Origin of the sequence: Pseudoalteromonas sp. CST2 (genome assembly GCF_028599385.1) — a bacterium.
Taxonomy (GTDB): domain Bacteria; phylum Pseudomonadota; class Gammaproteobacteria; order Enterobacterales; family Alteromonadaceae; genus Pseudoalteromonas; species Pseudoalteromonas atlantica.
This window is the reverse complement of record NZ_JAQREO010000008.1, coordinates 1-25,933: the sequence shown is the minus strand read 5'-3', so window position 1 is coordinate 25,933 and position 25,933 is coordinate 1. Positions and strand designations below refer to the sequence as shown.

Sequence of the window (25,933 nt, the reverse complement as noted above, 5' to 3'; positions counted from 1 at the left end):
ATTTATACTTAACTATTGATAGGAATTTAACTAATGAGCGCAACTAACCCATTTGGCCCTTCTGGCTGGACTCCCGACCAACTCAGTTCTTTAGTTGGTAAATGCTATCTAATAACGGGAGCAAATACAGGCGCAGGCTTTGAAGCAACCCGACTATTACTCGCTAAAGGCGCAAAAGTAGTTATGCTCAATCGTAACCCTTTAAAATCAGATGAAGCTATTGCTAAGTTAAAACAGGAGTTTGGCAATAGTACCGATGTGAGCTTTATAAAAATGGACCTAGCAGAGCTTGCATCAGTACGCCATGCAGCCAACGAGGTATTACAAACTGTGCCACACATAGATGCACTTATTTGTAACGGTGCTATTGCGCAGGTCGCGACTCAGCAATTTACTAAAGACGGCTTTGAAAGTCAGTTAGGGGTTAACCACTATGGGCACTTTTTACTGTGTGGTTTGCTATTTAATAAAATAGAGCAATCTAGCGGGCGTATTGTTGTAGTGGCCAGTGAAGGCTACAAAATGGGGCTTAAAACGATTCAATTTGATGACATGAATTGGAATAAAAACTACCACCCAAATAAGACCTACTGCCACAGTAAACTTGCACAAATGATGTTTGCTTATGAGCTGCAAAATAAAATAGCCGCCGCCAATAAAAATGTGCAGGTGTTTGTGTGTCACCCAGGTGCAGCTAATACCTCTCTTATTGGCGATAATGTTAACTTTGCAACCCGATTTACCTGGTCACTAATAGTAAAAATGGGCTTAGCGCAATCGGCAGAGCAAGGTGCATACCCTGAGGTTATGTGTGCCACCGAGCATAACCTAAAACAACGTGCGTATTATGGCCCATCAGGAAGATGGAATTGGAGCGGCCCCGTAGGAACATGCAAACTTGAGCCGTTTGCTTTAGATCAGCCTGTACTTAGCAAATTATGGGCGGTTACTGAGCAGCACACTGCTTTTAAATGGACAATATAATTACTAATAGCGAACGTGTGTAGGGTGTAAAAGTAATGAAAAAACCATTAGTAATCGGCCTAATACTTTTACTTCTCCTAACCGGCTGTAAAAGTACCAATAATCCTCCTGTGCAGTATAAACCTAATGATGAGCTGGTAGTACTTGCCCATGGATTAGGCAGAAGCGATTGGGCAATGCCATATTTTGCCCAGCAGCTTAAACGTGCTCATTATAAAGTATGCAGCCTAAATTACGCCTCTTTAGGGCAAAGTGTTGAGGCTGTATTTACGCAAACAACCACACAAATTAATGCCTGTATTGCTAACGCGAGTAAAGTACATTTTGTAGGCCACTCCCTAGGTGGCCTAGTTATTAGAGCCTACTTGCAAAATAACCCTGGGGTATTTAATGGTAATACACTTGGAAATGTCGTGTTAATTGGTACGCCTAACAAAGGCAGCGAATTAGCTAATCATTTAAATGGTTCATGGTTAATGCATATAGCCGGCGGTGTAAGTCAATCTTTAATTACAGGCAGTAAGAGTTTGGGCAACACCATAAATGAGCTGGACATTAATTTAGGCGTAATAGCCGGTACTAAAGCATCCCCCCTGACACAGCATTATTTTAAAAGTAAAAACGATGGCTTGGTGTCTGTAGAATCAGCCAAACTGAGGGCGTGTTGATTTTTGCGGATTGAAATTTGTTCAATCTAGGGGCGATTAAATCGCGGCGCGAGGTTTGTAACCTAGTGGGCTCGATAACTGCTCCTGCGTTATTCTAATGACTTACATCCCTGTAAGAATAAGTAAGAACCAAGTAAAGCTTCCGCGTCCTGCTCACGCCCCTTACCTACATCCATGTAGGCAACAAAGAGTTTATCGCCCCTAGGCAGAACCCAAAGGGCAGCGCATGTTTGGCATTTATGCAGCGTTATCGCCTATTTATGGGGAATAACCACACTTCACAGGCTCTGCCTTGCCTAAAAACCAAACACACTGCTGCAAATTCAACCATCAAATACCAACACGCCCTACTAATATGCGTGATTTTATTACCCTTGATGTAAGCCACACGGGAATGCGCTACAACCAACAAGTAATACAACACACACTTTATTTTTTGCAAACAGGTGCATTTTTACCCCCAACACAAAGAACCACGGTCCTTTATTAACCACCTAACTGCAGCTAATTTTAGGTAAAAAAAAGCAAGCCATCTGGCTTGCTTTTGAGTGCCCGTTCAAAGGCTACACACTCTCAACATACTTTTTAAAAACGGTAACTTGCACCCAGTGTAATACGACGGTCAGTTAAACCTTGGAAACACAATAGTGCGCTTTCGTTTACACATGATTGGCTAATTTCAGATTCAGTAATATTTACTGCCTCTAAGCCAATATTAAGTTGCTCGTTCACATCATAGCTAATACTTGCATTAAGCTGGCCACGGTCTTCTTGTACCACTGGGAAACCCCAAGGGAAGCTAGACGTACTACCAAAGTCATTTGAACGATACCCTTCACGCCACGTGTAACGCATACGTGCTGATAGGCCAAATTTTTCGTAGTACAGCGTAAAGTTATACGCGTTTTCAGAAAGGTTAAGTAAGCCTTGAATTTCACTTACTTCAATACCTGGCGTACCGGTGGTTGCTGCAAATACATTACTTGCTCTTGAGGTTGCTGAATTTTCGGTTTCACCACCTGAGAACTCTTGAATTGTATAGTTAGCTAGCACACCAAAACCAGATGCCCACCCTAGGTCTTTTTCAAAGCCTGATAGGTCATATTGAAAGGCAAACTCAATCCCTTTTTGGGTAGTTTCACCACTATCGTTTACTTTTGTTTCTGTACCAACACATACGCCACGGCCATTCTCAGGGCCAAATACGTTTATATCTGCAATGGGGTTAAATATACCGCCACCTTCACATGGGTCTGTTAAGTCGCGATACCCTGTTACAGGGTCTTCAACTGGCGAGGTTAACTGATTTACGTGTAAGTCTTTACGTGTTTTATGAAAAATACCTACGCTAAATACACTTGCCTCTGCAAAATACCACTCTGCCGATAAATCGTAAGACAGTACTTCTTCAGGTTTCAGTGCTGGGTTACCAAATTCAACTTCGTCATTTGGACTTGTGCTGTAGGTAATAGACGTTGATAGGTCGTTATAATCAGGGCGACGAATATCTTTACCTACACCAAAGCGCACAAGTACATCTTCTGATACATCAGCCACAAGGTTTAAACGAGGTAAAATAAAGTCATAGTCAGATTCATTGGTAATACGCGTTACCAGTTCATTACCACTACCATCTTGAGTAACTGAGTTGCCCGTAGACTCTACGTCTGTTTGAATGTAACGTACGCCAATATTACCGCGTACCATTTCGTACTCAAAGTTAGCTTGTGCATATAGCGCATGGGTGGTTTCTTCTATATCAAAAAAACCTGCAGAACTTGAAGTAGGTGCATTTAATGTTTTGCTTGAACCGTGCGCAGTCATCGCTGCTTGTAATGTGGCAAGTACCGCATCAGGGTCTGACGCCACAAGCTCTGGATCAATAAGTAAAAAGTCGCCTATGTATAACGAGCGGCCATCAGCTTCGTTAAAGTTATCTGGGCCTGCCACTAATAAGTCGGCAAATAAATCACCCGACGGGCTATCAGCCATGGTTCTTAAACCAATGCTTGAGGTAATTTCGTTTTGTTTGCTTTGTGATTTACTGTAGCGGTAACCAAAATCAATAGAGGTTACAATTGAGTCTGTGTAATAGGTTGAATCAATACGGAACGCATCTTCAGAGTTTTCAACGGTATCTTGACCAATATTTACATCACGTAGCACTACATTTGCAGGGTCTAGTAGTTGTTCAACCGTTGGCGCGTACTCTGCCCCCTCTGCAATACCAAATGCCAATGCGCCACCTGATAAGTCATACTCAAACGGCACACTATTATCATTACCGCCACCAGCATCTAATGGCACATTAGGGTTAATAAAGTTAAGCGTTGTATTAAAGCTAGGCGTAGTTGTATCTGAAGATGATGATGCAATTTCAGCACTAACAAACCACTTATCGCCTTGCCATTCGCCACCGAGTCTAAAAATATTACTATCGGTAACACGCGAGTTTGTATCACTTGAAAAACGAAGGTTAGGATCGTCATCATCGTTTTCTAAATTAACCGGAATGACACCGCGTAAGGCCGCTTGAATAGACCCAAGGTTGGTACCGCCAAGTGAGCCTAAGTTTACGGTTTCAAATTCATCAGGAACCGAAATATCATTAAGCGCACTTACACCAGAAGCCTGTACACGAGAGCTTTCTTGGCGACGTTCTTGATCGTTAACCACAGCATCAAAATAAAACTTTGTGTTGTCGTTAGGCGCCCATTCAATGGTACCTACAAAGTTTTTAGTTTCGTATTCGTAGTTATCGTAATCTTGTACAAAAAATTGAATCGGTAAAAAGTCAAAAGACTGAGCGCTGGCTACACCGCTATCTGCAGTGATAATGTTATCTCTATCTGCACGTGGGCGAAACGCCGTTACATCTTGCTCTGCGTAGCTGCCGCTCACTAACACACCAAATTTACCGTAATCACCTTCCCAGTTATCAGCAAAAGTTCCCGAAAAACGTGGTTGCAAACCGCTATCAGTGCTTAAGCTACTGTGCTCACCTTGCACTCTAATAGTGGCTAGCTGCTCACCTAAATGCAGTGGGCGAATCGTTTTAAGGTTAATAGTACCGCCTACAGAGCCCTCTATTGTTTTCGCTTCAGGCGACTTTATTACCTCTAAACTTGAAATAATTGACGCTGATACATCTTCAAAGCTAATACCACTTCGACCAGAGCCTGAGCCCACCGTTGATACACCGTTAATTTCGGTACGGTTAGCATCGGTACCACGAATTTGTACACCTGTGCCTACACCCGCTTGGCGTGTAATTTGAATACCCGTTACGTTTTCTAATACTTCAGCGAGGTTTTGATCGGGTAATTTACCAATATCTTCTGACTGAATAATTTCAACTAGGCTATCTGCAGAGCGTTTTTCAGCAAGTGCATTAGTAAGTGATTGACGAATGCCAGATACTTCGATGATCTCTACATCATCTTCTGCAATTGGCTTGGCTTCCTGTGCGTGTGTGGACATAGAAAGGTTTAATGCTGTGGCAGATATAACTGCTAGCGTAATTTTTGATAACTTGTGATTCATAGTTTTTCCTGTGTGTGTCAGTGCTATGTGTAACTCGCTATATATTTTTTATTAAACGCCTTACCATTTATCTAAATGGTTAACTTAATATTTACAGCAAAAGCACCAAAGGTCAACCTATTGGTAAACCATTTTTTGTAAAAAAAGCAAAAATAGTCATTACCAATAAAAGCCAATTCGGCATGACAAAAATACTTTTATTACTGACCATAATATAACCACTTGTATTTAATGTGCTTTTAAATCTAAATCAAGGTTAAATAACACACAAAAATAGATTAAAACCTCCTCAACCTGACTGATATATTTTTTTTATATATACCGCGCTATTTTTATATTTAGCCGCTTTTACCGAGTTAATTGGTCAACCAAGATAAAGATAGTAGACTTTTGACTAACTAATTCGCTTTCCAATAACGCAGCGTTACTAACACTGAGTTTAGTAATGCTGCGCTTTAGGTAAAAAGGTTTAACCAAGATTTAGTTAAGAGAGTACGCCGCGATTCAAAAAGCTTAGGGTTAATAGCCCACACGCATATACAAAAAACCCAATTAGCGGCATACGCTAATTGGGTTTTAAAGTGGGGATCACTGGTTATTGTCTTATAGCTTAAAGCTCATTCCTAAGAATAAACGTGGGCCGTAATCGTTTACTTCACCTAGGTTATCTTCCACAAAGAAGTCTTGTGACTTAGGTGCGCTGAACAAGTTAATGGCTTCAGCTTTAACTCTAAAGTGCTCGTTAATTTTATACGATGCGCGCATTTCCCATACACCTACGGCATCAACATAACGTAAGCGGGTACCATTACTGGTATAAGGTTGGAAGTATTCACTACGGTATTTGTAAATAATAGCCGTATCAAAGTCACCAATTTGGTAATACAGTTGGCTGCTAAATACATGCTCTGAGAAGCCCGGCACCGAACCTGGTTCAATAATACCGGCAGTTAATTGAGTAGTATTGCCATCTAGGTCGGTAACGTATGTATCGCCATATAAGCTATCTTCAAACTCAAAGTCAGTATCTGCAAAGTTATAGCCAAATTTTACACCAATACCATTATCCCAGCGGTACGAGAACGATGCTTCTAAACCCAGTATATCGCTATCATTATCGGTTGTTACTGAATTTGTCACTGGTAGTGATACTGTTTCACCGCCAACCACATAGTCTTCAATCACAGTTTGTTGCTGGAAGCCACCTTGGAACTGTTTGTAGTATAGGCTTAGCGCTAAAATAGAATCTTCATTAGGGTACCATTCAAAGGCTAAGTCGTAGTTCCATGACATTAATGGTTGAGTATCAGGGTTACCTGAACCATCTACGGTTAATAAGTCAGAAAGCGATAGCGCAACAGATTGATCGTCTGTTACAAAGTCGCGATCATAGCCTAAATCAGATGGGTCAGCACGTGACATACCACGGTAAATACCCGCACGCAGTAAAATGTCTTCACTGTAATCAACTACTAAGTTAAAGCTTGGTAAGTATTTGGTATAACCACCGCCGCTTTCGGTTCTTTCTAGTGAATCCCCTACATCGAGGGTTACAGCGCCTGTAGTTTCATCTACATCTACAGTGTAATTTGTTCTAAAGCCTACCGAGGTTACATCAGTATCAACTATACGTAGGCCGAAGTTACCACGAATAAACTTACCAAATACTTCGGTGTCGTAGTTTGCCATTAAGTACACTGAGGTGGTTTTTTCAGTAACATCTATGGTACCGGCATTTTCGTACTCAACATCAGGGTAACCAAATTCACCTGTATAATCAGTGTCTGTAGCCGCTACAGCTTGAGAGAAACACACGTTATCGTAGGTCGCCCACGAAGAACCTGTCCCAGAGCTTATTACATTACCGCTACTATCTACATTTGTTACTAAGTTGCCATCCGATACGCTAGATAAAAAATCAGATTCTGGGAAGTCAATTTGACAGCCTTGAAGTATCTCTAATGCTGAGTCATCGCCTATAGTGTACTCAGTACGAGCTCCATTACCTTGGCTACCACCAAACTGTATAAAGCTTAGTTCTGAGGCTCTAATACCCCCTTCAATACTGGTAAATATATCGCCCTCTAACGCGTAGTCAAAATCAATACGCGCCGATTTAACTACGTTTTCGCGAACATTTTCACGGTCTAAACGTGTACGTAAGCTATCTGTAAAGTTAGAAATATCAGTTACATCAAAGTCCGTTAACGTGAAGTGAGGAATTTCATCGCCCATATCCCAGCTAAACAAATTACGGTCTGCGGTTCTACCACGGTTAGAAATTTGTAGCTCTTCACGCTCAGTTTTTGAATACGCTAAATCAAGATTTACAGTAAGGCGGTCGGTTACCGTATGCTCAATATTAATACCATAACCTTGGTAGTTTTCTTCACGTGAGAATTGCTCGCCTGCCGATTCAATACGTTCTTCACCTTCCCAATGTAAAATTCCGCCTACATCGTTAGTAACAAGCGTTGGGCCTGTTAAACCAGGTGTTGCGCGTTTTTGTAAAAAAATTAAATCGTGGCGTGCTTCTCTTTGTGTTCTGTCAGAGATTTGTGCATCAAAGTTAACATCCCACTCAGACGACGGCTGATATTGCATTGCAATAAATACTGCATCACGCTCATCTGAGGTTTCATTTTGACGATAGCTGCGGCTACTACCTGTCCATGCGTATGGAGTGCCATCGCTTTCGGCTTTGCCTGTTTCTGGGTCGATGTTTGTTTGATAACCTTGATTGTTACTGCCATTTACTTGGTCTTCACAATCACCTGCGCTGCTTCTGTAAAAGCCTTCATTCGTATTAGTTGGGTCATTTAAACATGCCCAAAGTGAAGAGCCCGATGGGCTTGAGCTTCTGTACTCTGCTTCTGGTTGGCTAATATCTTGGCGCTGCACACCAAAAGACACACCCACTGCTTGGCCATCGGCAAACTCAAATTGGTCAACATAACTAAACGTACCACGATAGCCTGTATCACTTTGCAGTGAGTTTTCTACATTACTTTCATCTGGATTGTAATTTAGTTTAACTTCGCCTTGTACGCGTTGCTTGCCGTAATCTAGCGGGGCAATCGTTTCAAGTGCAATCACACCGGCTACGCCACCTTCAATCATTGAAGCATCTTGGGTTTTGTAAATAGCGACCTTTTTTACAAGCTCTGATGGAAACTGCGAAAAGTTAACCGAGCGGTCACCACTACCATTGGTAGCTTCACGGCCATTAATATGGGTTGCGCTTAAAAATGGGCCTAAACCACGAATGGTGATTTCGGTAGCGCCCCCGTTTTCACGGTGAGATGCGGCACCGGTAATCGACTCAAGCGCTTCACCAATTGACAGCGCGGGTAAATCACCAATATCTTCTGCAGATAAACCATCGACAACTGTTGTTGCCTCACGCTTAATTGCAATTTGATCTTGTATGGTTCTACGAGTACCTGTAACGCTGATGATTTCTACATCTTGCTCTACTTCAGTCACTTTTTCTTGGGCTTCTTGCTGAGCAAAAGCATTAAATGACAATGAACCTGCCATACCTGCAAGTAAACTTGCTCTAATTAACTTAGCAGCAGGTGAAAGTGCAAAATGATTACAAACAGAGCTGTTTGTAGAATGTTGACGTCTTCGATCCATTTTTAACGACATGCCGCGTTCTCCTTTATCATTGTGTGTGTTGTGCGTAGTTTGCTATTTTTATAAGTATTAATAATGTGCAGTGTGGGCTTATTCATCTTGTGCCACCCACGTAGAGCCTGCACCTACATCAGTGCTTTGGATGTAGTATAAGTTTCTTGCACCTGCTAAGGCTTGTGCTCCATTTGAGTCAGTCTCAAGCAGCGTACTTGTAGCAGTGACAAACTCTGGGATTTCTTTACCATTTGCTTCTGGGTTTTGGTCAATAGCGCCATCGGTGTCGTATTCACCATTGCCATTTAAGTTTCTAATATCAACCCATAGGTCGCTCGCATCGCCCGACTCATAACTGTCACTAAAGCCAAAGCTGTTAGAGAACAGTGATTCAGTATGGTTAATTAGGTCACAGTCGTATTCAAAAGAGTGATCGCTCGACAGCTCGTTAGGGTAAAAGAAACCATAAACAAGCGCGCTGCTTTCAATGGTGTCTTCATCAGTTTGATCGCCCACCCCATTAGCATTTAAATTACCGTTGAAGTTAATTTCAAACGCATTTTTAGTTAAACCATACAGTACAGGTGCATTTTCTGCGGTAAGCTCATCACAATCTCCAACAGGTGCCTTTGAACCTATTTCTGTACTAAATACAAATGGTTGCTGTGAGTTAAGTACCGTATTGTTTGTCACATTAAGGGTAAAGTCGCCTGCGCCATCAAGCACAGCTTGGTTACCTCCATTTGGCACCCCGCCATCAGCTTGTGAAAATGGGTTAGCGGTAAATACAATACCACCGGCTTCTTTATTACCTGAGCGAATACCAGCGATGTAGTTATTGCTTACAGTGTGGCCTAAAGGCGTAACTAGCACGCCGGCAGGACGATCGCTTGAACTTGCAATATCAGTGGTACGAATAATAATGTTGTCTGATACCGTATTAAATCCACCATCTTCAAGCGAAATACCGCCATTAGGATTTAAAATGGTATTGCCTTTAATCGTCGCGCCAGAGGTTTGTACGCGCATTAAACGTCGGCCTGTAACAAAGTTTTCTACTCGGTTATATTGAATAGTAAAGTTTGCATCATCAGCAGAGCCTGTACCTGTTGTACTACCTGCGTTAATTAAGTGCAGGCTAGAGTTACCAAAATTTGGGTTGCTGCTGGTACCTGTGAAAAGGTTATATTGAATAACGTGGTTAGTGCTCGATGAAGACATTTTTATCACCGAACCATTTTCTGCTTTATCGCGGTTGGCAAAGGTATTACGCTCAACCATTGCGGCGTCACCTTTAAGCATTAACCAATGGTAGGTAGAATTATTTAACGTCTCTGCTTCACCATCGATAGTATTTTGTGTAAATGTGAAGTTGTCACCCTCAGAATAAATAACGGCATCTTCTTCGGTTTCACAAAAGCCACCCGATTTAGTATCAATATTTTTAAATGTAAGGCCTTCAATACCCGCGCCATCAACCCCACTGGCTACATGAATACAAAGCTCGCCACTAATTACCGGGCTTTGTCCTTCAACAGCTTTAAGTGTTGCTGCGCTGGTTAGCATAATGGCATCAAGATCGGCATATACACCGGTATTTAAACCAAGCACATCGCCATCACCAAGCCCTGCATTAATAGCACCTAATAGCGCATCCGCATCGCTTATCACTTGCGTGTACACTACTGTATCGGCGGCACCGGTAATTGTGCTTGAAAAGCCATCATTATCGGTATAACTCGCAGTGACCGATATAATCGCGCCAGCTTGATTAGTTGGCGTAAATGTTTTGCTGTTGGTATCGGCAATTGCTACGCCATCAGCAAGCCAAGTGTAGGTAACGTTTTGCTCATCTACGCCGTTGTTATCGCTAATTTCAGCGGTTAATTCGCTAGTCACTAAATAAGGCGTAGCCCCTGAGATGGTGATACTACCCGCTTCATCTACAGCCTCTGCAGAAACAGCAATGGTTGCCTCAGAAAGGTTGTCTTCGGTAAAACCGTGATCGTCCGTGTAGGTAACCTGCACGGTAATAAATTGCCCTAATAATGACTCATCTACAACGTAAGTGCTTTGCGTGGCACCACTAATTGCAACCTCATCAGCAAACCATTGGTAAGTAATTGTGCCGCTTGCGCCATCTTCATCTGTTATTTCGGCTGTAAGTGTATTACCCACCGTAGGTGTGCCAACAATAGCCACCGACCCTGCTGAATTTGCACGCTCTACTGGCGCTGTGGCAGTTGATGTAGCTGACTCTGCAAAGCCTCTGCTATCTTCAAATGCTGCATTTACGGTTATAACTTTACCTAGTTGCGATTCGGTAATAGTGTAGGTTGCTAAGGTTTCATCGGCAATTTCAACATCATCTGCAAACCATGTATATGCTACAAGCGCCGGATCAAAACCATTTTCATCCGCTACATTAGCACTTAGTTCATTGCCTATAATTGCATCACCGTTAATTTCTACCGTGGCCGCAAAAGGTATAGCTGACACTTCATCGGTGGGCTCACTTAAATGTGACTCATTAACACCGCTGTCATCTGTATAAAGTGCTTGTGCTGTAATTGCAAAACCAATTTGCTCATCTGTTAATGTAAAAGTTGCGTCATTAGCGCCACTTATAACTTGTCCGTCGGCGTACCAGTAGTAGCTTACTTCGCCAGAAATACCATCGGCATCATTTACGCTGGTCGACAATGTTTCGCCCGTTAACGCTGTGCCTGATAGAGCAATAGAGCCCAATGTGTTGTTATTATTATTTGAATCCGTGTCACAACCTATAATGGCAGCTGCAACAGCACATAATGCAAAATGTTTTAATTTCATCATGGCTCTATTCTCCTTAATTGTGTGGTTTAGTATTTAGCAGGTGTTATGTGTGATTTACCAAATACCCAGTGTGTTATTACCAAATTATTTTATTTTTACGCCTCATTGTTAACCAACTTGGTAATATAAGCATAATAAAAACACTTTTACCACTATATTCGTTCAAAATTCATCATATTTTATTAACTGAAAGTTAACTTACGTCTATACCTAATAACGCAGCGTTATTACCAATATTAATTTCACGAATAGATAAACAAGCAACCTTTATGAACAATTGGTTTTACCGAAAGAATTACTCTGAATTAATACGTAGCGCGATAAGGACATAAAGAATGGAGGAGTGGAAAATACAGGCATAAAGCTTTAGCTGTAATAGCCTATAGATATGGATTTTTGGTGTGTAAATCGTAGCCACTGCGTTTAACTCACTATTAGTTAGCAGCGGCATACGTTTTATTTAAAAGGCGTTAGGGGACAATAACCGCCCTTTTGTACTGAGGCCTTAGTCAGGTTTAATAAACCGTAGAATTAAAGTAAGTCACAGGTTCACTAGAGCCTAAAATAACAGGCACACGCTGATGCAGCTCATCGGGCTGAATATCTAAAATACGCATGCCTTTAGAGGTAGCTATACCGCCTGCGTTTTCAGTGAGCATTGCCAGTGGGTTAGCTTCGTAAAGTAAGCGTATTTTACCGTTTTCATTACCCGCGCGCGTATCTTGCGGGTACATAAATACCCCGCCACGGCATAAAATTCGGTGCACATCACCAACCATGGCTGCATTATAGCGAATTGAGCTTTTAGCAAATTCTTCTGATGTATACAGTAATTTATCAAAGTAAACTTGTGTTGCTTCATCCCAGTATCGGTAATTTGCCATATTAACCGAGAACTCACGGCTTTTACTCGGCACTGCAAGCTCTGGTTTTGTAAGCAAAAAGCCACCGTGGGTTAAATCGTGTGTATAACAGCGGGTTGGCCCGCCTGTGCTCATTACTAGTAACGACGATGGCCCATACAGCACGTAGCCTGCACAAACCTGATTAGTACCGGGTTGATTAAATTGCTCATCACTATCGTAGGGCACATCTGCTTTTGCAGGGTAAATGGTAAAAATAGTGCCTATTTGCCCGTTAACATCAATGTTTGATGACCCATCAAGCGGGTCAAATGCCACAATATATTTACCATCGGGGTGGGCGCCTACTGCATTATCTTCTTCTTCAGATGCCACTGTTTTTACAAGATCATCATCAATTAAGGTATCTTTTAACAGTTGATTGGCAATGACATCTAACTTTTTTTGCACCTCGCCCTGGATATTTTCGTTAAGGGTAGAGCCTAAAACACCCGCAAGCTCACCTTGGCTTACTCTAAACGCTATTTCTTTTGTGGTTGCTAATAGCGTGCGAATTAACATAATAAGGTCGGTTTCAACCCCATCTTGCTTTAATACTTTATTCAGTCTTTTCATGCGCTATACCTGTTCACACAATTAAGGTCGTCAAAACATTGGATCAGGCGAGCCACCATATGCTGCTCCGACTGACGTAACCACACACGTGGATCATAGTATTTTTTATTGGGTTTATCTTCGCCATCAGGGTTACCAATTTGGCCTTGCAAGTAGCCTTGTTTTTCTTGGTAGTAGTTTAATACCCCGTTCCAACTCGCCCATTGGGTGTCGGTATCAATGTTCATTTTTACCACCCCGTAGGTGAGCGACTCGGCAATTTTACTGTGCTCAGAGCCACTCCCACCGTGAAATACAAAATTAATAGCGTTATGCTCTAAATTAAATTTTTCAGCTACATAGGCTTGCGAGTCGCGTAATATGGTAGGTGTTAATACCACATTGCCAGGCTTGTATACGCCGTGGACGTTACCAAAAGAGGCAGCAATGATAAAATTAGGGCTTATTTTACTAAGTCGCTCATAGGCGTAGGCTACATCTTCTGGTTGAGTGTAAAGCGCAGAGCTGTCTAGGTGTGAGTTATCAACCCCGTCTTCTTCTCCGCCGGTACACCCAAGCTCTATTTCAAGTGTCATGCCTATTTTTGCCATGCGCGCTAAATAACGCTCACAAATTTCTATATTTTCTTCCAGTGGCTCTTCTGACAGGTCTATCATGTGCGATGAAAAAAGCGGCTTACCTGTTTGTGCAAAATACTTTTCGCCTTCATCTAATAAACCATCAATCCAGGGCAGTAGTTTTTTTGCTGCGTGATCTGTGTGCAGCATTACAGCAACGCCATAGTGCTTCGCCACGTTATGCACATACTGTGCAGCACTTATTGCCCCAACAACGGCAGATTGCTGGCCCTCTAGTGCTAAACCTTTACCACAAAAAAACTGCGCTCCCCCATTAGATAGTTGAATAATGACCGGCGACTTCATTTTTTTTGCGGCCTCTAAGGTGGCATTAATTGACGATGTGCTCACCACGTTTACAGCAGGCAATGCATACTGATGCGTTCGTGCGTGTTTATACACTTCGCTTACTTCATCGCCAACAACAACACCTGGTGCAATGGTTGGGGCTAAATAATTCATTTTTTGCTCCTTGCTATTTTAAAGCCTCGATACAAGAGTCTGTAATGGCTTGCCAATTACCCTGCGCTACCCATTCTTTTTTAGCAACCCAGGTACCGCCTACTGCAAATACATTGTTTAACGACAAGTAATCCATTTTATTTTTTTCGCTTACACCGCCGGTCGGGCAAAAGCTCACTGCACGAAATACAGATGAGACAGCAGAGACAAACGGCGCACCACCAGCAAGTGAAGCAGGAAAGAGTTTTTGCTCTTCAAAACCATACTCAAGCGCCATTAATATATCGCCGGTATTTGATACACCTGGCAATACTGGCACGTTACACTTAACCAGCTCACTTAATAGTGTAGGCGATACAGCGGGAGTAACTATAAAATCTGAGCCTGCTTCTAGCGCTTGCTTTAAAATTGTTTCGTTAATAACGGTGCCTGCGCCCACTTTTAGCTGTGGAACCTGTTCTTTAATGGCTTTAAGCGCATCAATTGATGCATCTGTTCTAAGAACAACTTCTACCAAAGTTAGGCCTGCCTCTGCCATTGCTTTAGCAATGTTTACACCTTGCTCTGGCGTGTCTGCTTGAATTATAGGTAGCAGAGTTTGCCCTGCCATTAGTTCAGAAAAGCGAGTCATGCGTTATTTCCCTTATTTTAAGTAATCGTGCTACTTAGTGTTATAAATTGAGTAAATTAGCCAGTTAGAGACCTGATTTGGCCATGGCTTGTTGAAAAACATCTTTTGGTGCAATAGCACCGGGTTGCTGAATAACAGCGCCGGCAGCCTGCGCGCCCAGCTTAACCGCTTCACTTATCGGGCGCCCATCTAAGCGCGCTCCTAAATACACGCCGTTAAAGGCATCGCCTGCGGAGGTTGTATCAACAACGTTTTTAACCGGCGTAATACTGTGGCTTTGCACTGTATTAGCCTCTTTTGTAATGACTGAATCGGGGCCGTTTTTTACTATAATTTCGTTAATGTTGTACGGACCCAAATAATCAATTACCGCTTCTACACTTTGCACGTTGTAAAGCGTTTCTAAGTCTTCAACGCCGGGTAACGTAATATCGGCTAAGCTAAATGCACTATGGTATTGCGCTTTAGTTTGCTCAACGTTATCCCAAAGTCGCGCACGGTAATTTGGGTCAAATACTATTTTTACACCCGCGGCTTTAAGTTGCTTTACTATGTCCCAAAACTGCGTTCTTGCTTGCTCTTCTATTACGGCTAAAGAAATACCCGAAAAGAAAAACATATCACCCGATGACAGCTGCTTAACGAGCTCAGGGCTGATAAATTCAACCACCTTTTTGGCTGCTGAATCATCACGCCAGTAAATAAAACTGCGCTCACCTTGCTCGTCCGTTTCTATGTAATACATACCTGGGACTTTACTGTTATGAGCAAATACATAGTCTGTATTTAATTGCTCACTTGCAAAACGCTCACGCATTTTTTTACTTAAGTTATCTTCCCCTAAAGCGGTAATAACTGAGGTGGTGATTTGTGGGAAACAACGCTTTAAGTAAACTGCCGAATTGTATACGTCACCTGCAAATGACTGATGCAATGTAGAGGGAACAGTCGCTCTTAACTCAATCATGCACTCGCCAATAAAGTAAATATTTTTCATTATTATCACTTACCTTAGGTAGTAAATGGCTGTGAGAAACACAGCCATTGCCAACAAATTAGTTAGGCTTTTTCAATGGTTCAATTTTTGGAATTAAAATCCATACAGCTGCCATTGCAATAATCGCTAAAGACGCGCCTATCACAAACGCCGGTGTATAATTACCGTCCGCTGTTAAAATAGGTACCAATGACGTAAGGCCTACAGCACCTAATTTAGCGGCCATTCCAGAGAAGCCCGACAACGTACCTACCGCTTTTTTACCCAGTAAGTCGCTTGGTAAGGTTTGCACGTTACCAATGGCGGTTTGAAAACCAAATAAAATAACAGCCATAATAAGTACCGCAATTACCGGCTCGCCTGGGTTTGCCATTGCAAGCAGCGCCGGCAACATAATTAAACACCCTAATGTGATGGTCAACTTACGCGTTTTATCGGTATTCCAGCCTGCTTTGAGGCGGTTTTGGGCAAGTAAGCCACCAAACCAAGCACCAAACATAGCGCCTACATACGGAACCCAGCCATAAATACCAATCGATTTAACATCCATGCCATACACTTCGTTTAAGTAAATTGGTATCCAAAAAACAAATAACCACCAAATAGGGTCGATAGCTGCAGAGGCTATAATTACGCCCCAGCTTTGCTTACGAGAGAGTAACTCGCCTGTAGACGGGTTATATTCTTCTTCGTCATCGCTTGTTACATCGCCGTTATCATCAACGCGTCTTTGTCCGGTAAGAATGTACTCACGCTCTTCTTCACTTATCCAAGGGTGAGAGCCTGGAGGCGCTTTTACCAATATAATCCAAGGAACTAACCATAAAAAACCTAAGGCACCAACAAATACAAACACCATTTGCCAGCTAAAGTACACGGTTAAATAAGCAATAAGCGGGATAGCAATAATGCCACCAATGGCTGCGCCAGAATTAAATATACCTTGCGCTAAAGCACGCTCTTTTGTTGGAAACCACTCGGCATTACCTTTAGCTGCACCGGGCCAGTTACCAGCTTCGGCTACACCTAAAATTGCACGGAAAATACTTAAACTAAGCACCCCTTGTGCAAAAGCATGGGCAACAGTGGCTAATGACCACACACCAATTGAAAGCACAAAACCTAAACGCGTGCCAACCCAGTCAAAAATTTTGCCAAAAATAGCTTGGCCAAATGCATAAGCAAATACGAATACTATAGAAATATTAGCGTAAATTTGTTTACGCTCTAACGCAGATTCATCAGGGAACATTTCTTCCACAATGTCTGGCCATAAAACGCTAAGCGCTTGACGGTCTATGTAGTTAATAATGGTAGCAAGTGCAATTAGCACTATAACCCACCAGCGTAAGCCTTGAATTTTCATAGGTTATTCCTCAAGAAAGTCTTCGCGAGCTGGGCTAAAGGTATCAATCAGTATACCGCCAGTTGGGCACGTTGCTCCGTGATCAGCAAAAGGAGGAATAAAACAGCTATCACCCGCTTTTAAGATTTTAGTTACGCCATCAATGTTAAAGTGAAACTCACCCTCAACCACATACGTTACTTGCGAGTGCCTGTGTGCATGGTTATAACCAATTGCCCCTTCTGAGAACCAAATTTTCACGGCCATTAGCTCTTCGTTATAGCCAAGCATTTGGCGTTTTAAGCCATTACCTAAATCTTCAATCTCGGTTTCGTTACCAAATGAAAAGTGTGCACTTTGCTTTTGCATCCTGTTTACTCCTGATTATTCTTCATCGCATAAACGCCAAGGCGGCCATTTAAGGTGAATGCTTTATTTTGATATGTGAATGTGTGTTTAGCTGCTTTATCGGCTTTGTTGATAGCAACCAAATAGGTATTATTTTTTACTTTAACTTCAATTAGGTCTAAGTGCTCTTGCGCGTCATACTTAAGTGACGATACGCGGCTAACAGCCTCTAGGGTATATTCTTTACTTGGGTTGTATTCACCGTGAGGCTCAAGTACTGAAATAAATTTATGCTGTTTTTTACCTTCTACACGGCGAATGCAGCCATTTTCGTTACGAAGGTTAAAGTGTGGATCGTTTGCCCCTATTTGCGTAAATAAGAAAGACTCATCCCCTTTTACTAGGCTAGTTTGTGTATAAAAACGGCCGTTGTCGTTTAGCCACGTTACCTTTGCTAGGCCTTCATCTGGTTGCGCTTGTGCTTTTAACCATAAATGTTGATAGCCATTTTTATCACCCAGCGCAGCTAAGCTTTTGGTGTTACCAAGTAACTCAAAGCTGGTATCAATTAATTGGCCTTTGTAATGCAGTGGTAAATCAATTTTATGGGAGGTATCTGCAGTCACATTAAAAATATCAACTGCAAGCGTGCTTTCAAGCATAGGTAAATTAATTAATGCTAAGGTGCGTTCAAGCTCAACACCTTTGTAAGCGGTGCTTATTTGCCCACTTGACACCGTTCCGTATTGGTTTGTTTCAAAGAAATTAAGCGTAGGATGATTGTTATTACCCACTTTAACATTTGCATTAAAATGCGAGGTTTCATCAATCACAACCGTATTGTGTGCCACAGTATGTTTTGCGTAAGTTTCGTTTTCTGGTAGGTAACGGCCGCCGTATTTAGCCTCAACATTTAAAAAACGTGCAGCGCCATAATCAGACACAATTTCATTGCCATGATCGTAAAACTGCCAAGTTAATTTATCAAAATGTCCATGCCCTAAACCCTGTGCGGCAGGTTTAAATAAAAGTGCTTGGTCGCCACCAGTTTGCGTACGCATTACTACCAACGCCCCTTGCTCGCCATCGTTACCATCGCCAAACGCTACCGATTTAAATTCATAAGGGGTTTGCTTATTTTTATCCAGTGCTTGAGCCACTTTTAGGCCATCGCCAGATAGTATTATTTGATTTTGCTTTTTGGCTATATCTAAGTAACCAGTATCGTGTGTTAAACCATAAGCGGCTGTTACACCGTGTACCAGCTCTATTGTGTCTATACCTTTACTTTTAATTGCATCGTTTATCGGGAAAAACAAACCGTTATAGCTTAGCTGAATAGTAGTATCAATGGCTTTAAGTAATATGCCATCGCGATATTCAAAAATGTCTCGCTGCGGTTCGTTGTTTTCAATTGCTTTAGCAAAGGTAACAAACGGAAGTAGTGCAAAGCGTTGATAATAAGGACCTTCGTTATAATAGCCTTGTGGCGAAAACAGCATGTCTAGCTGCTTAATAAAGCCACCCTCGCCCGATTTATCTAAATCGTAAAGAGACTTTTCGACCCACTCAGATTCATCTAACACATACCCTGCCATGCCTACACCGGCTGTAGCCCACGTACCATGGTTATGTACCTTGTTAAAGGTTGATGGCTGGCCTTGTGATAAAAATAACGATACTGGACGCAGTAAGTCATTTTCAATGGTTTTAATATTAGCGGCGCTTAACGCATCATGCACTAAATCGTATGCTTGAATGGTATAAACAAGCCACATGGCCTCATTAAGGCTTTGCCAAAATAGTTTACCTGGGTTTTGCGACTTAACTTTGCGCTTAGGGTGTACATCAAGTGTTGGGTATAATTTGGCATACTCAAGCAACATATCACGTACGTAATGAGCGTATTTATCATCTTGGCTTAGCTGATAAATAACACCGGCGTTATACATAAGCTGATAATTTTTTTTGTGTCGTTCGTGGGTATACCCTCCCCCACCGTCTTTTGGTACAGGCACTGTTATAGGGCTTTTAATTTGCTCATCTACTTGTGCTTTAAGCGCTGCAAATGCGGTGGCAAACTTACCCTGTTCATTGTTGCTAATTGCTTGGCGCATTTGCTTTACATCATCATTGGTTATTACCAAATTTGGATGCGCTGCGTAGGCGTTTATCGATAAAACTAAGGCACTTACAGTAACACCCAGCGTTTTAAATAATGACTTATTTGGGGTTAAATTCATCATTGTTAGTTCACCTTATTTAAAACGTTGTTATTTTTAATCGTTGCCGTGTGCGGGCCCGCTACACGTAACTCTTTTACGCTTGGCGCTTGAGTTGCATCAAAGGTGTTATCTGTAATGGCTGTTATTGGCTCACCAACCGTGTGCTCAATTTTAATCGGTGCCGATTTTTCAAATACGTTGCTTGCAATATTTGTGACTTGTACACCGTGCGCATACACACTCGCTTGCGCCTTGTTGCGCTTACCTAAACCTACTTTAGTTAGGGTGTTATTGGTCATTAATAAATGCGGACCAAAGGTGCTTTCATCACTTCCACCTCGGTATAACTTAACGACGCCACCGGCTACCTCATTAAAGGTATTGCTTTTAAGTGTTACATACTCTGCGTTATAAATACCTAAGTCTTCTATTTCGGTATCGAGACGTAAAATATCGCCAGTCACATTTTTAAAGGTGTTATTTACTAACGTGATTTCATCTGCCATCGCCCCTTTACCCGTTACAAAAAAGTGAAATGAGTGATTAATATCAAGATTAGTTAATTGTGAGTTGTGTATTTCAAAGCGGTAGTTATCAACCATGCCCCACTTTTTAGTACGTACCACACTATTATTAATGGCATCAGGTGCGTTTTCACCCGAGATAACTAAACCATCTAGCTTTAAGCTACCGCCGTCATGAATTTCGAATAAGGTGGAGCGTTGGTAGGTCAGCTTAACTTTGCCAGTATGTTTAGCCTTAAGGGTAAGCACTTTTGTTATTTTAACGAGTTTAGATACATCGTATTGACCATCTGCAAGCTCTAATACATCACCCGTTTGGGCTGCATTGATTGCGTTAAGTAAGGCATCTGCAGTTGCTTTAACCTGGTGAGTTTTACCCGTATCAAATGCCACAACTTGCTCTGTTTTTGGATACCAGCTAACGCCGGTATCGGCCTTTTTTAGCACCTTTAAACCGCGTTTAGCACCTGCACTAATTTTGCTTGATTCAGGATACAGTAAACCGTTACTAGCTCTGGTTAGTGTTACATTTTGCTGTTTAACACCGTAATTTAACTCTTTTAATACCTGGGTATTAGCTACATTTTTGCTAAATTTAATACCGCTTACATCATCAAAGGTTGTAAAAGGTTGCTCGCCATTTTGATTAATAATAAGGTTATTTTTCATTACGCTATTAATTGGTGCAGCGCTACGCTCGCTATCGCTACCTGCGCCAAGTTGTATATGACGCACATTTACATAGGTATTGTTTTCAATTGTCGCGTTTTCTACCTGATGGTAGCGATTTATTGGTGAGTTAGGTACGCCGTTCATAACCGTAAAACCACTCCCAAAGCGGTAGCCTGTTAAACCTTCTAAGTAGTTATTTTTTACTGTTTGGTTTTTATTAATGATGCGAATGCCACCTGTGTGATCCACACCGTTACCAAAAAAAACGTTCTCTTCTATAATATTGCCATTACCATGGCGCAGCGTTAGTGTGCCGCGAGATTCAAAAAACACATTATTGCGGATTTGGTTTTTCCCTGATTTAACCGAGATTATTTCTACTTCGCCGTTAGTACGTTCAAAGTAGTTGTTTTCAACTACGGTAAATGAATCACTTAATGAATAGTGGCTAGTACCAATGCGCAGTGTTTCACCGCCGTTAGATCCAAAAGTAGGACGATAGCCAAAGAAGTTATGATCAATTTGATGGTGGTTTTGTTGGCTTTGCTCACTATTAAGCCTTACAGCAACCGTAACGCCTTTGTTACGTTTACCTACTAAGTGGCTGTGATCAAAACGATTATGTTTACCATATAGAGCAACCCAATAGTCTGATTCTCGTTTATCGGGGTTATTGTAGTTATCGATAACGACTTGTGTTACACGTGAGTGAGTAGCAAGCTCATCTTTATTTTTACGAAATTCAATAACGGCTGAGCTAGGCGTATAACCATTTTTAAATACAAGTCCTGACACTTCTAAATACGAACCCGCCAGTCTTAAATTAGATTGCCCTGATAAAATAACGTTACCCTTGGTTTGCGCTGTAAGCTTTATAGGGGCGTTTTTGGTTCCTTGGCCTTGTAATAAAATTTCGAAATTAGACCACGTACCGTCTTTGAGAGTTATTTTATCGCCGGCAACGAGTTTGTCAGAGATTTCTTGAAAAGCTTGTTTAGTGTCTACAAAATAATCTTTGGCTGCCAATTGTGTGGATGTGCACCCAATAAGAACTAGGCTAAGCTTTATTATATTAATTAAACGCATAGATAACTCTTTTTCAGTGTGACCGGAAGTAATGCCTTATCAATAGTAATGCTGCACTCATTGCACAAAGCAGGTTAAATCTAGCCAATTGATGTTGTGTGTGTTTTGGTGCTTTAACTACGTTAAAGCACCCAATGTTGTTGGTATTACTTTTCTAGAGTTTTAAAGTAATCAAAAATTTCTGGTACGTTGCCTTGCCCCATACCTGCATCAAATGCCGCTTGTAAGTTAGCAGATGACCCTTCAGCAATTTTTGATTCAGTCCCAAGGTCTGAAACCATTTGTAGGAAGTAGCCTAAATCTTTGTTTGCATTGGCAATTGAAAAACCAAGGTCGCTTACATTGTCTACCGCGTAGTTTTTACAAAATTGCATAAATGGAGAGCTAGAAGGACCTGTCGACATAATGTCAAATAGTTGCTGGCGGTCTACACCCGCTTTGTCTGCTACAGCAAACGCTTGTGACATAGCACATACCGTGGTCATACCCATAAAGTTATTGATTAACTTAGTTGTATGTCCTGCGCCTAGCTCACCTAGGTGAAATACGTTTTCGCCTTGATCTTCAAGTACAGGTTTAACTTTATTGAAGGTGTCAATATCGCCTGCTGCCATAATATTTAATAGACCGTCTTTAGCATGGGCTGGAGTACGCCCTAGTGGTGCGTCAATCATGCCTGCGCCTTTAGCGGCTAGATCAGCACCAATTTTTTTAGTAGATGAAGGAATTGATGTACCAAAATCAATTAATACCGCGCCTTCTTTAATACCCGCTAAAATGCCATCTTCTGCGTACACAATTTTTTCAACAACTGCTGATGTTGTTAAACAAAACATAATTATGTCTGCACCTTGTGCAAGCTCTTTTGCAGTGCTTGCTGTTTTTGCGCCTCTGCTAACGCATGCAGCAACCGCATCTTTGTTTAAATCCATAACAATAAGCTCATAGCCTTTGTTCTGTAAGTTTTCGGCCATATTGCCGCCCATTAAGCCAAGGCCGATAAAACCGATTACTGGTTTAGACATGAATAACTCCTAAATATGATGGCGCGTGCTTTTATGAGTACGAGTAATGATTTACCCCATAAATAGGTACGCTGTGTCGTTTAATTCAATTTGCTAAAGTAACCCTGAGCATGTTCGTTTGAATAGGTAACCCGCCGCGTTATTACCATTTGAGCGAATAAAAACAGAATAATTACACGCTGTATATTGTTGACCGGTTACGTATTTATTTCGTTATGCTTAGCATTGCTTTGATTATTTATTAATACCTTGGAGAAGCTAAAACCAAGCAGCTTACCAATTGGTATGTAAAAACTGTATTACCATACACCAACCTTGTCAACCAATAAGTTAACCTTGTAAACCAAGGTAATTTACAATTTATTTTAAGTTAACAAAATAACAATAATAAACAATTAGTTATAGGTAGTATGGAAATCAAATTAATTCAACGCACTTTTCCCTTCTTTGGTTAGAGCTTAATAAAAAATAGGTTGACCAATAAGTGCAACAACTTTATAAACTCGTATAAATAGCGTGGCTATAATTACATTGTGCACTAACCCATTGTTGGTAAAACCACTAATTTAGTGTGCTAATATTATGGCAATGCGTGGTTGTAAATGCCGAGCCTTGTCCACATTTAGCTTAAATTGCCCGAACTCAGGTTAAGAAGTTTACTTACGTATTAAATCGTACTGATATTTTAATTTATTTCACAAGCCGAGGTTTTCAGTGAAGGCAAAGCCACTTGCGCGGCAATAGCTAGGCTTATTGCAAGTAAATTTGACGCAATGAGTGCGCAAATAGCTGGTTAATATAAACTTATTGTTCACAGTTGAGGTAAAATAAGCCCCTAGGTATATGGCAGGCTCTGGCCTTTGCAATGCGGTTATGGATACTCCATAAAGACGCTATGCTCCACACCTATTTAAATTTAAACTCACAGAGGTAACCTAAATGCGTTTATTACACACAATGTTGCGTGTAGCCGACTTAGAAAAGTCACTTTCTTTTTATACACAGATTTTAGGAATGAAAGAATTACGCCGTTCTGACAACGAAGAGTATCGTTATACATTAGCTTTTGTAGGGTATGGTGAAGAGGATAGTAATACTGTGTTAGAGCTTACTTATAATTGGGATGAAAATAGCTACGATCTTGGTAATGCATATGGCCATATAGCTATTGAATTTGACGATATATACAAGGCATGTTACGACATAAAGGCCGCTGGTGGAAACGTCAGTCGAGAACCGGGGCCAGTAAAAGGCGGCACAACAGAAATTGCTTTTGTGAAAGACCCTGATGGCTATTCAATTGAGCTTATTCAGAAAAAGAAGAACAAAGCTCACTAGGCAATAAAATTTATCAAAAAGGTGCCTAGTCGCACCTTTACCTTAGTTGGCTATCTTTACTTGCTCGGCGGTTTACGCCAGCAACGCCTTTGCCTTTAGCCTCAAGCTCACTTTGACACGCCACACAGTGCCTAACACCTGGCAGCGCTAACCTGCGTGCCTGTGGTATTTCACAATCACACTCATCACAGAATTCAGCACTCGCGCCTGAGATTAAATTTTGCCTTGCATATTGCACTGCGTCGTTAACACTTGCATCGATTTGATCTTGAATTGCGCCATCACGCGCCCAACCACTTGCCATAATTAACTCCTAATAATGAGAAATTAAACTAAAAGGCTAGCAGCACAGCGCTTTATAAATGCTGAATATTTTGTACTGGCTTTATTGAGTAAGCTATTTAAAGGATGAATAAATATGGTTAAGAGTAATTTGTAATTTAGTTGTGCTATCCATTTTATCTACACATGCAGTTATAAGTATGTATTTTTAACGCAGCTAGCAAAATATTTATCACTGTAAATGAATAATTATTATTGCGGATCGGTCTTGAAAGCCAAAGAAGTTATACGTAGGTGATTATTAATTAAATAGATAGGTTTTTAGATATTGAAGAAAATTAAAAGTGTAAAACTTAAATTTTAACGGATAAACGGTAGAAATTAATGCGCTGGATAACGCTGAGGAAGTTATAGCTTTATACACTACTAAAATAGTAAGTGGCGTCTCAATAGATTAGTACTCTTGATAACGTCGTGCATAGAGAGTGCGGTGTCACACTGCTTTATACATCAGCTAAAATAGTAAGTGGCGTCCCCAAGGGGATTCGAACCCCTGTTACCGCCGTGAAAGGGCGGTGTCCTAGGCCTCTAGACGATGGGGACGCAGAAATTTCTTTGCAAATCACTGATTTGCTATTTCTAAGTAAGATGAGACCGAGCCTGCGAGGCGAATGGCACTATCTTCTTAAAAACGTTTTCTGTGTCACTAGGACAACTGAATGGTTTAACTCGTTTCAGGCGAGTTTTTAATAACACTACCCTACTATAAATAGTAAGTGGCGTCCCCAAGGGGATTCGAACCCCTGTTACCGCCGTGAAAGGGCGGTGTCCTAGGCCTCTAGACGATGGGGACGCAGAAATTGCTTTGCAAATCACTGATTTGCTATTTCTAAGTAAGATGAGACCGAGCCTGCGAGGCGAATGGCATTATCTTCTCAAAAACGTTTTCTGTGTCACTAGGACAACTGAATGGTTTGACTCGTTTCAGGCGAGTTTTATTAATAACACTACCCTACTATAAATAGTAAGTGGCGTCCCCAAGGGGATTCGAACCCCTGTTACCGCCGTGAAAGGGCGGTGTCCTAGGCCTCTAGACGATGGGGACACTAAAAAGTGTCACTAGGACAACTGAATGGTTTGACTCGTTTCAGACGAGTTTTATTAATAACACTACCCTACTATAAATAGTAAGTGGCGTCCCCAAGGGGATTCGAACCCCTGTTACCGCCGTGAAAGGGCG

At 41.5% G+C, this 25,933-nt stretch carries 16 protein-coding genes and 3 tRNA genes; 3 read left to right on the top strand and 16 right to left on the bottom strand.

Annotated elements, in window-relative coordinates; all coding sequences use genetic code 11:
• The first annotated feature begins 33 nt into the window (after positions 1-33).
• Together PSH41_RS11730 and PSH41_RS11725 are read left to right on the top strand one after the other, a co-directional pair.
• On the top strand, positions 34-984 hold the full coding sequence (locus tag PSH41_RS11730) for an SDR family oxidoreductase (protein ID WP_248444025.1): 951 nt from the start codon (positions 34-36) through the stop codon (positions 982-984).
• Positions 985-1,019: 35 nt separating this feature from the next.
• On the top strand, positions 1,020-1,652 hold the full coding sequence (locus PSH41_RS11725) for an alpha/beta fold hydrolase (RefSeq protein ID WP_273589140.1): 633 nt from the start codon (positions 1,020-1,022) through the stop codon (positions 1,650-1,652).
• A 585-nt stretch (positions 1,653-2,237) separates the two neighbouring features.
• Here the strand turns inward: PSH41_RS11725 and PSH41_RS11720 are convergent.
• The 12 genes from PSH41_RS11720 to PSH41_RS11665 all read right to left on the bottom strand — a co-directional run bounded on the left by PSH41_RS11720 (position 2,238) and on the right by PSH41_RS11665 (position 23,073).
• The gene (locus PSH41_RS11720; protein WP_055253067.1) at positions 2,238-5,195 is read right to left on the bottom strand and encodes a TonB-dependent receptor; all 2,958 of its coding nucleotides are present in this window, start codon (positions 5,193-5,195) and stop codon (positions 2,238-2,240) included.
• Positions 5,196-5,798: 603 nt separating this feature from the next.
• Complete coding sequence (locus tag PSH41_RS11715; RefSeq protein WP_273589141.1) at positions 5,799-8,846, bottom strand: TonB-dependent receptor; 3,048 nt, start codon at positions 8,844-8,846, stop codon at positions 5,799-5,801.
• Positions 8,847-8,924: 78 nt separating this feature from the next.
• Entirely contained in the window at positions 8,925-11,660 is a 2,736-nt protein-coding gene (locus PSH41_RS11710) for a poly(beta-D-mannuronate) lyase (RefSeq protein WP_273589147.1), read from the bottom strand.
• Positions 11,661-12,178: 518 nt separating this feature from the next.
• A complete protein-coding gene (locus tag PSH41_RS11705; protein WP_029772406.1) occupies positions 12,179-13,141 on the bottom strand; it encodes a class 1 fructose-bisphosphatase in 963 nt (320 codons plus the stop codon).
• Complete coding sequence (fbaA, locus tag PSH41_RS11700; RefSeq protein WP_024034154.1) at positions 13,138-14,220, bottom strand: class II fructose-bisphosphate aldolase; 1,083 nt, start codon at positions 14,218-14,220, stop codon at positions 13,138-13,140. Before fbaA ends, PSH41_RS11705 begins: the two co-directional genes overlap by 4 nt.
• A 13-nt stretch (positions 14,221-14,233) precedes the next feature.
• On the bottom strand, positions 14,234-14,851 hold the full coding sequence (gene eda / locus PSH41_RS11695) for a bifunctional 4-hydroxy-2-oxoglutarate aldolase/2-dehydro-3-deoxy-phosphogluconate aldolase (RefSeq protein WP_055020383.1): 618 nt from the start codon (positions 14,849-14,851) through the stop codon (positions 14,234-14,236).
• Positions 14,852-14,915: 64 nt separating this feature from the next.
• Complete coding sequence (locus PSH41_RS11690) at positions 14,916-15,848, bottom strand: sugar kinase (RefSeq protein ID WP_096739355.1); 933 nt, start codon at positions 15,846-15,848, stop codon at positions 14,916-14,918.
• Between the two features lie 58 nt (positions 15,849-15,906).
• Entirely contained in the window at positions 15,907-17,214 is a 1,308-nt protein-coding gene (locus tag PSH41_RS11685; RefSeq protein WP_055020381.1) for an MFS transporter, read from the bottom strand.
• A 3-nt stretch (positions 17,215-17,217) separates the two neighbouring features.
• A complete protein-coding gene (locus tag PSH41_RS11680; RefSeq protein WP_004589273.1) occupies positions 17,218-17,562 on the bottom strand; it encodes a cupin domain-containing protein in 345 nt (114 codons plus the stop codon).
• A gap of 5 nt (positions 17,563-17,567) precedes the next feature.
• On the bottom strand, positions 17,568-19,787 hold the full coding sequence (locus PSH41_RS11675) for a heparinase II/III domain-containing protein (protein WP_443197745.1): 2,220 nt from the start codon (positions 19,785-19,787) through the stop codon (positions 17,568-17,570).
• Between the two features lie 2 nt (positions 19,788-19,789).
• Positions 19,790-22,048 carry a chondroitinase-B domain-containing protein gene (locus PSH41_RS11670; protein ID WP_273589142.1) on the bottom strand — a complete coding sequence of 753 codons (2,259 nt, stop codon included), beginning with the start codon at positions 22,046-22,048 and terminating at the stop codon, positions 19,790-19,792.
• 146 nt (positions 22,049-22,194) lie between these two features.
• Positions 22,195-23,073, bottom strand: coding sequence for an NAD(P)-dependent oxidoreductase (locus PSH41_RS11665; protein ID WP_024034160.1), 879 nt, complete (start codon positions 23,071-23,073; stop codon positions 22,195-22,197).
• 939 nt (positions 23,074-24,012) lie between these two features.
• Here PSH41_RS11665 and gloA point away from each other — a divergent pair.
• Positions 24,013-24,411 (top strand): lactoylglutathione lyase, encoded by a 399-nt coding sequence (gloA, locus tag PSH41_RS11660; RefSeq protein WP_273589143.1) that lies wholly within the window; start codon positions 24,013-24,015, stop codon positions 24,409-24,411.
• A 37-nt stretch (positions 24,412-24,448) separates the two neighbouring features.
• On the opposite strand, the gene PSH41_RS11655 is transcribed toward gloA, so the two are convergent.
• The 4 genes from PSH41_RS11655 to PSH41_RS11640 form a co-directional block, all read right to left on the bottom strand.
• Positions 24,449-24,715 carry a DksA/TraR family C4-type zinc finger protein gene (locus tag PSH41_RS11655; RefSeq protein ID WP_024034161.1) on the bottom strand — a complete coding sequence of 89 codons (267 nt, stop codon included), beginning with the start codon at positions 24,713-24,715 and terminating at the stop codon, positions 24,449-24,451.
• A 505-nt stretch (positions 24,716-25,220) separates the two neighbouring features.
• Positions 25,221-25,296 (bottom strand) — tRNA-Glu (locus PSH41_RS11650).
• A gap of 174 nt (positions 25,297-25,470) precedes the next feature.
• Positions 25,471-25,546: transfer RNA gene (locus tag PSH41_RS11645), tRNA-Glu, on the bottom strand.
• A gap of 176 nt (positions 25,547-25,722) precedes the next feature.
• Positions 25,723-25,798 (bottom strand) — tRNA-Glu (locus tag PSH41_RS11640).
• Between the last annotated feature and the right edge of the window lie 135 nt (positions 25,799-25,933).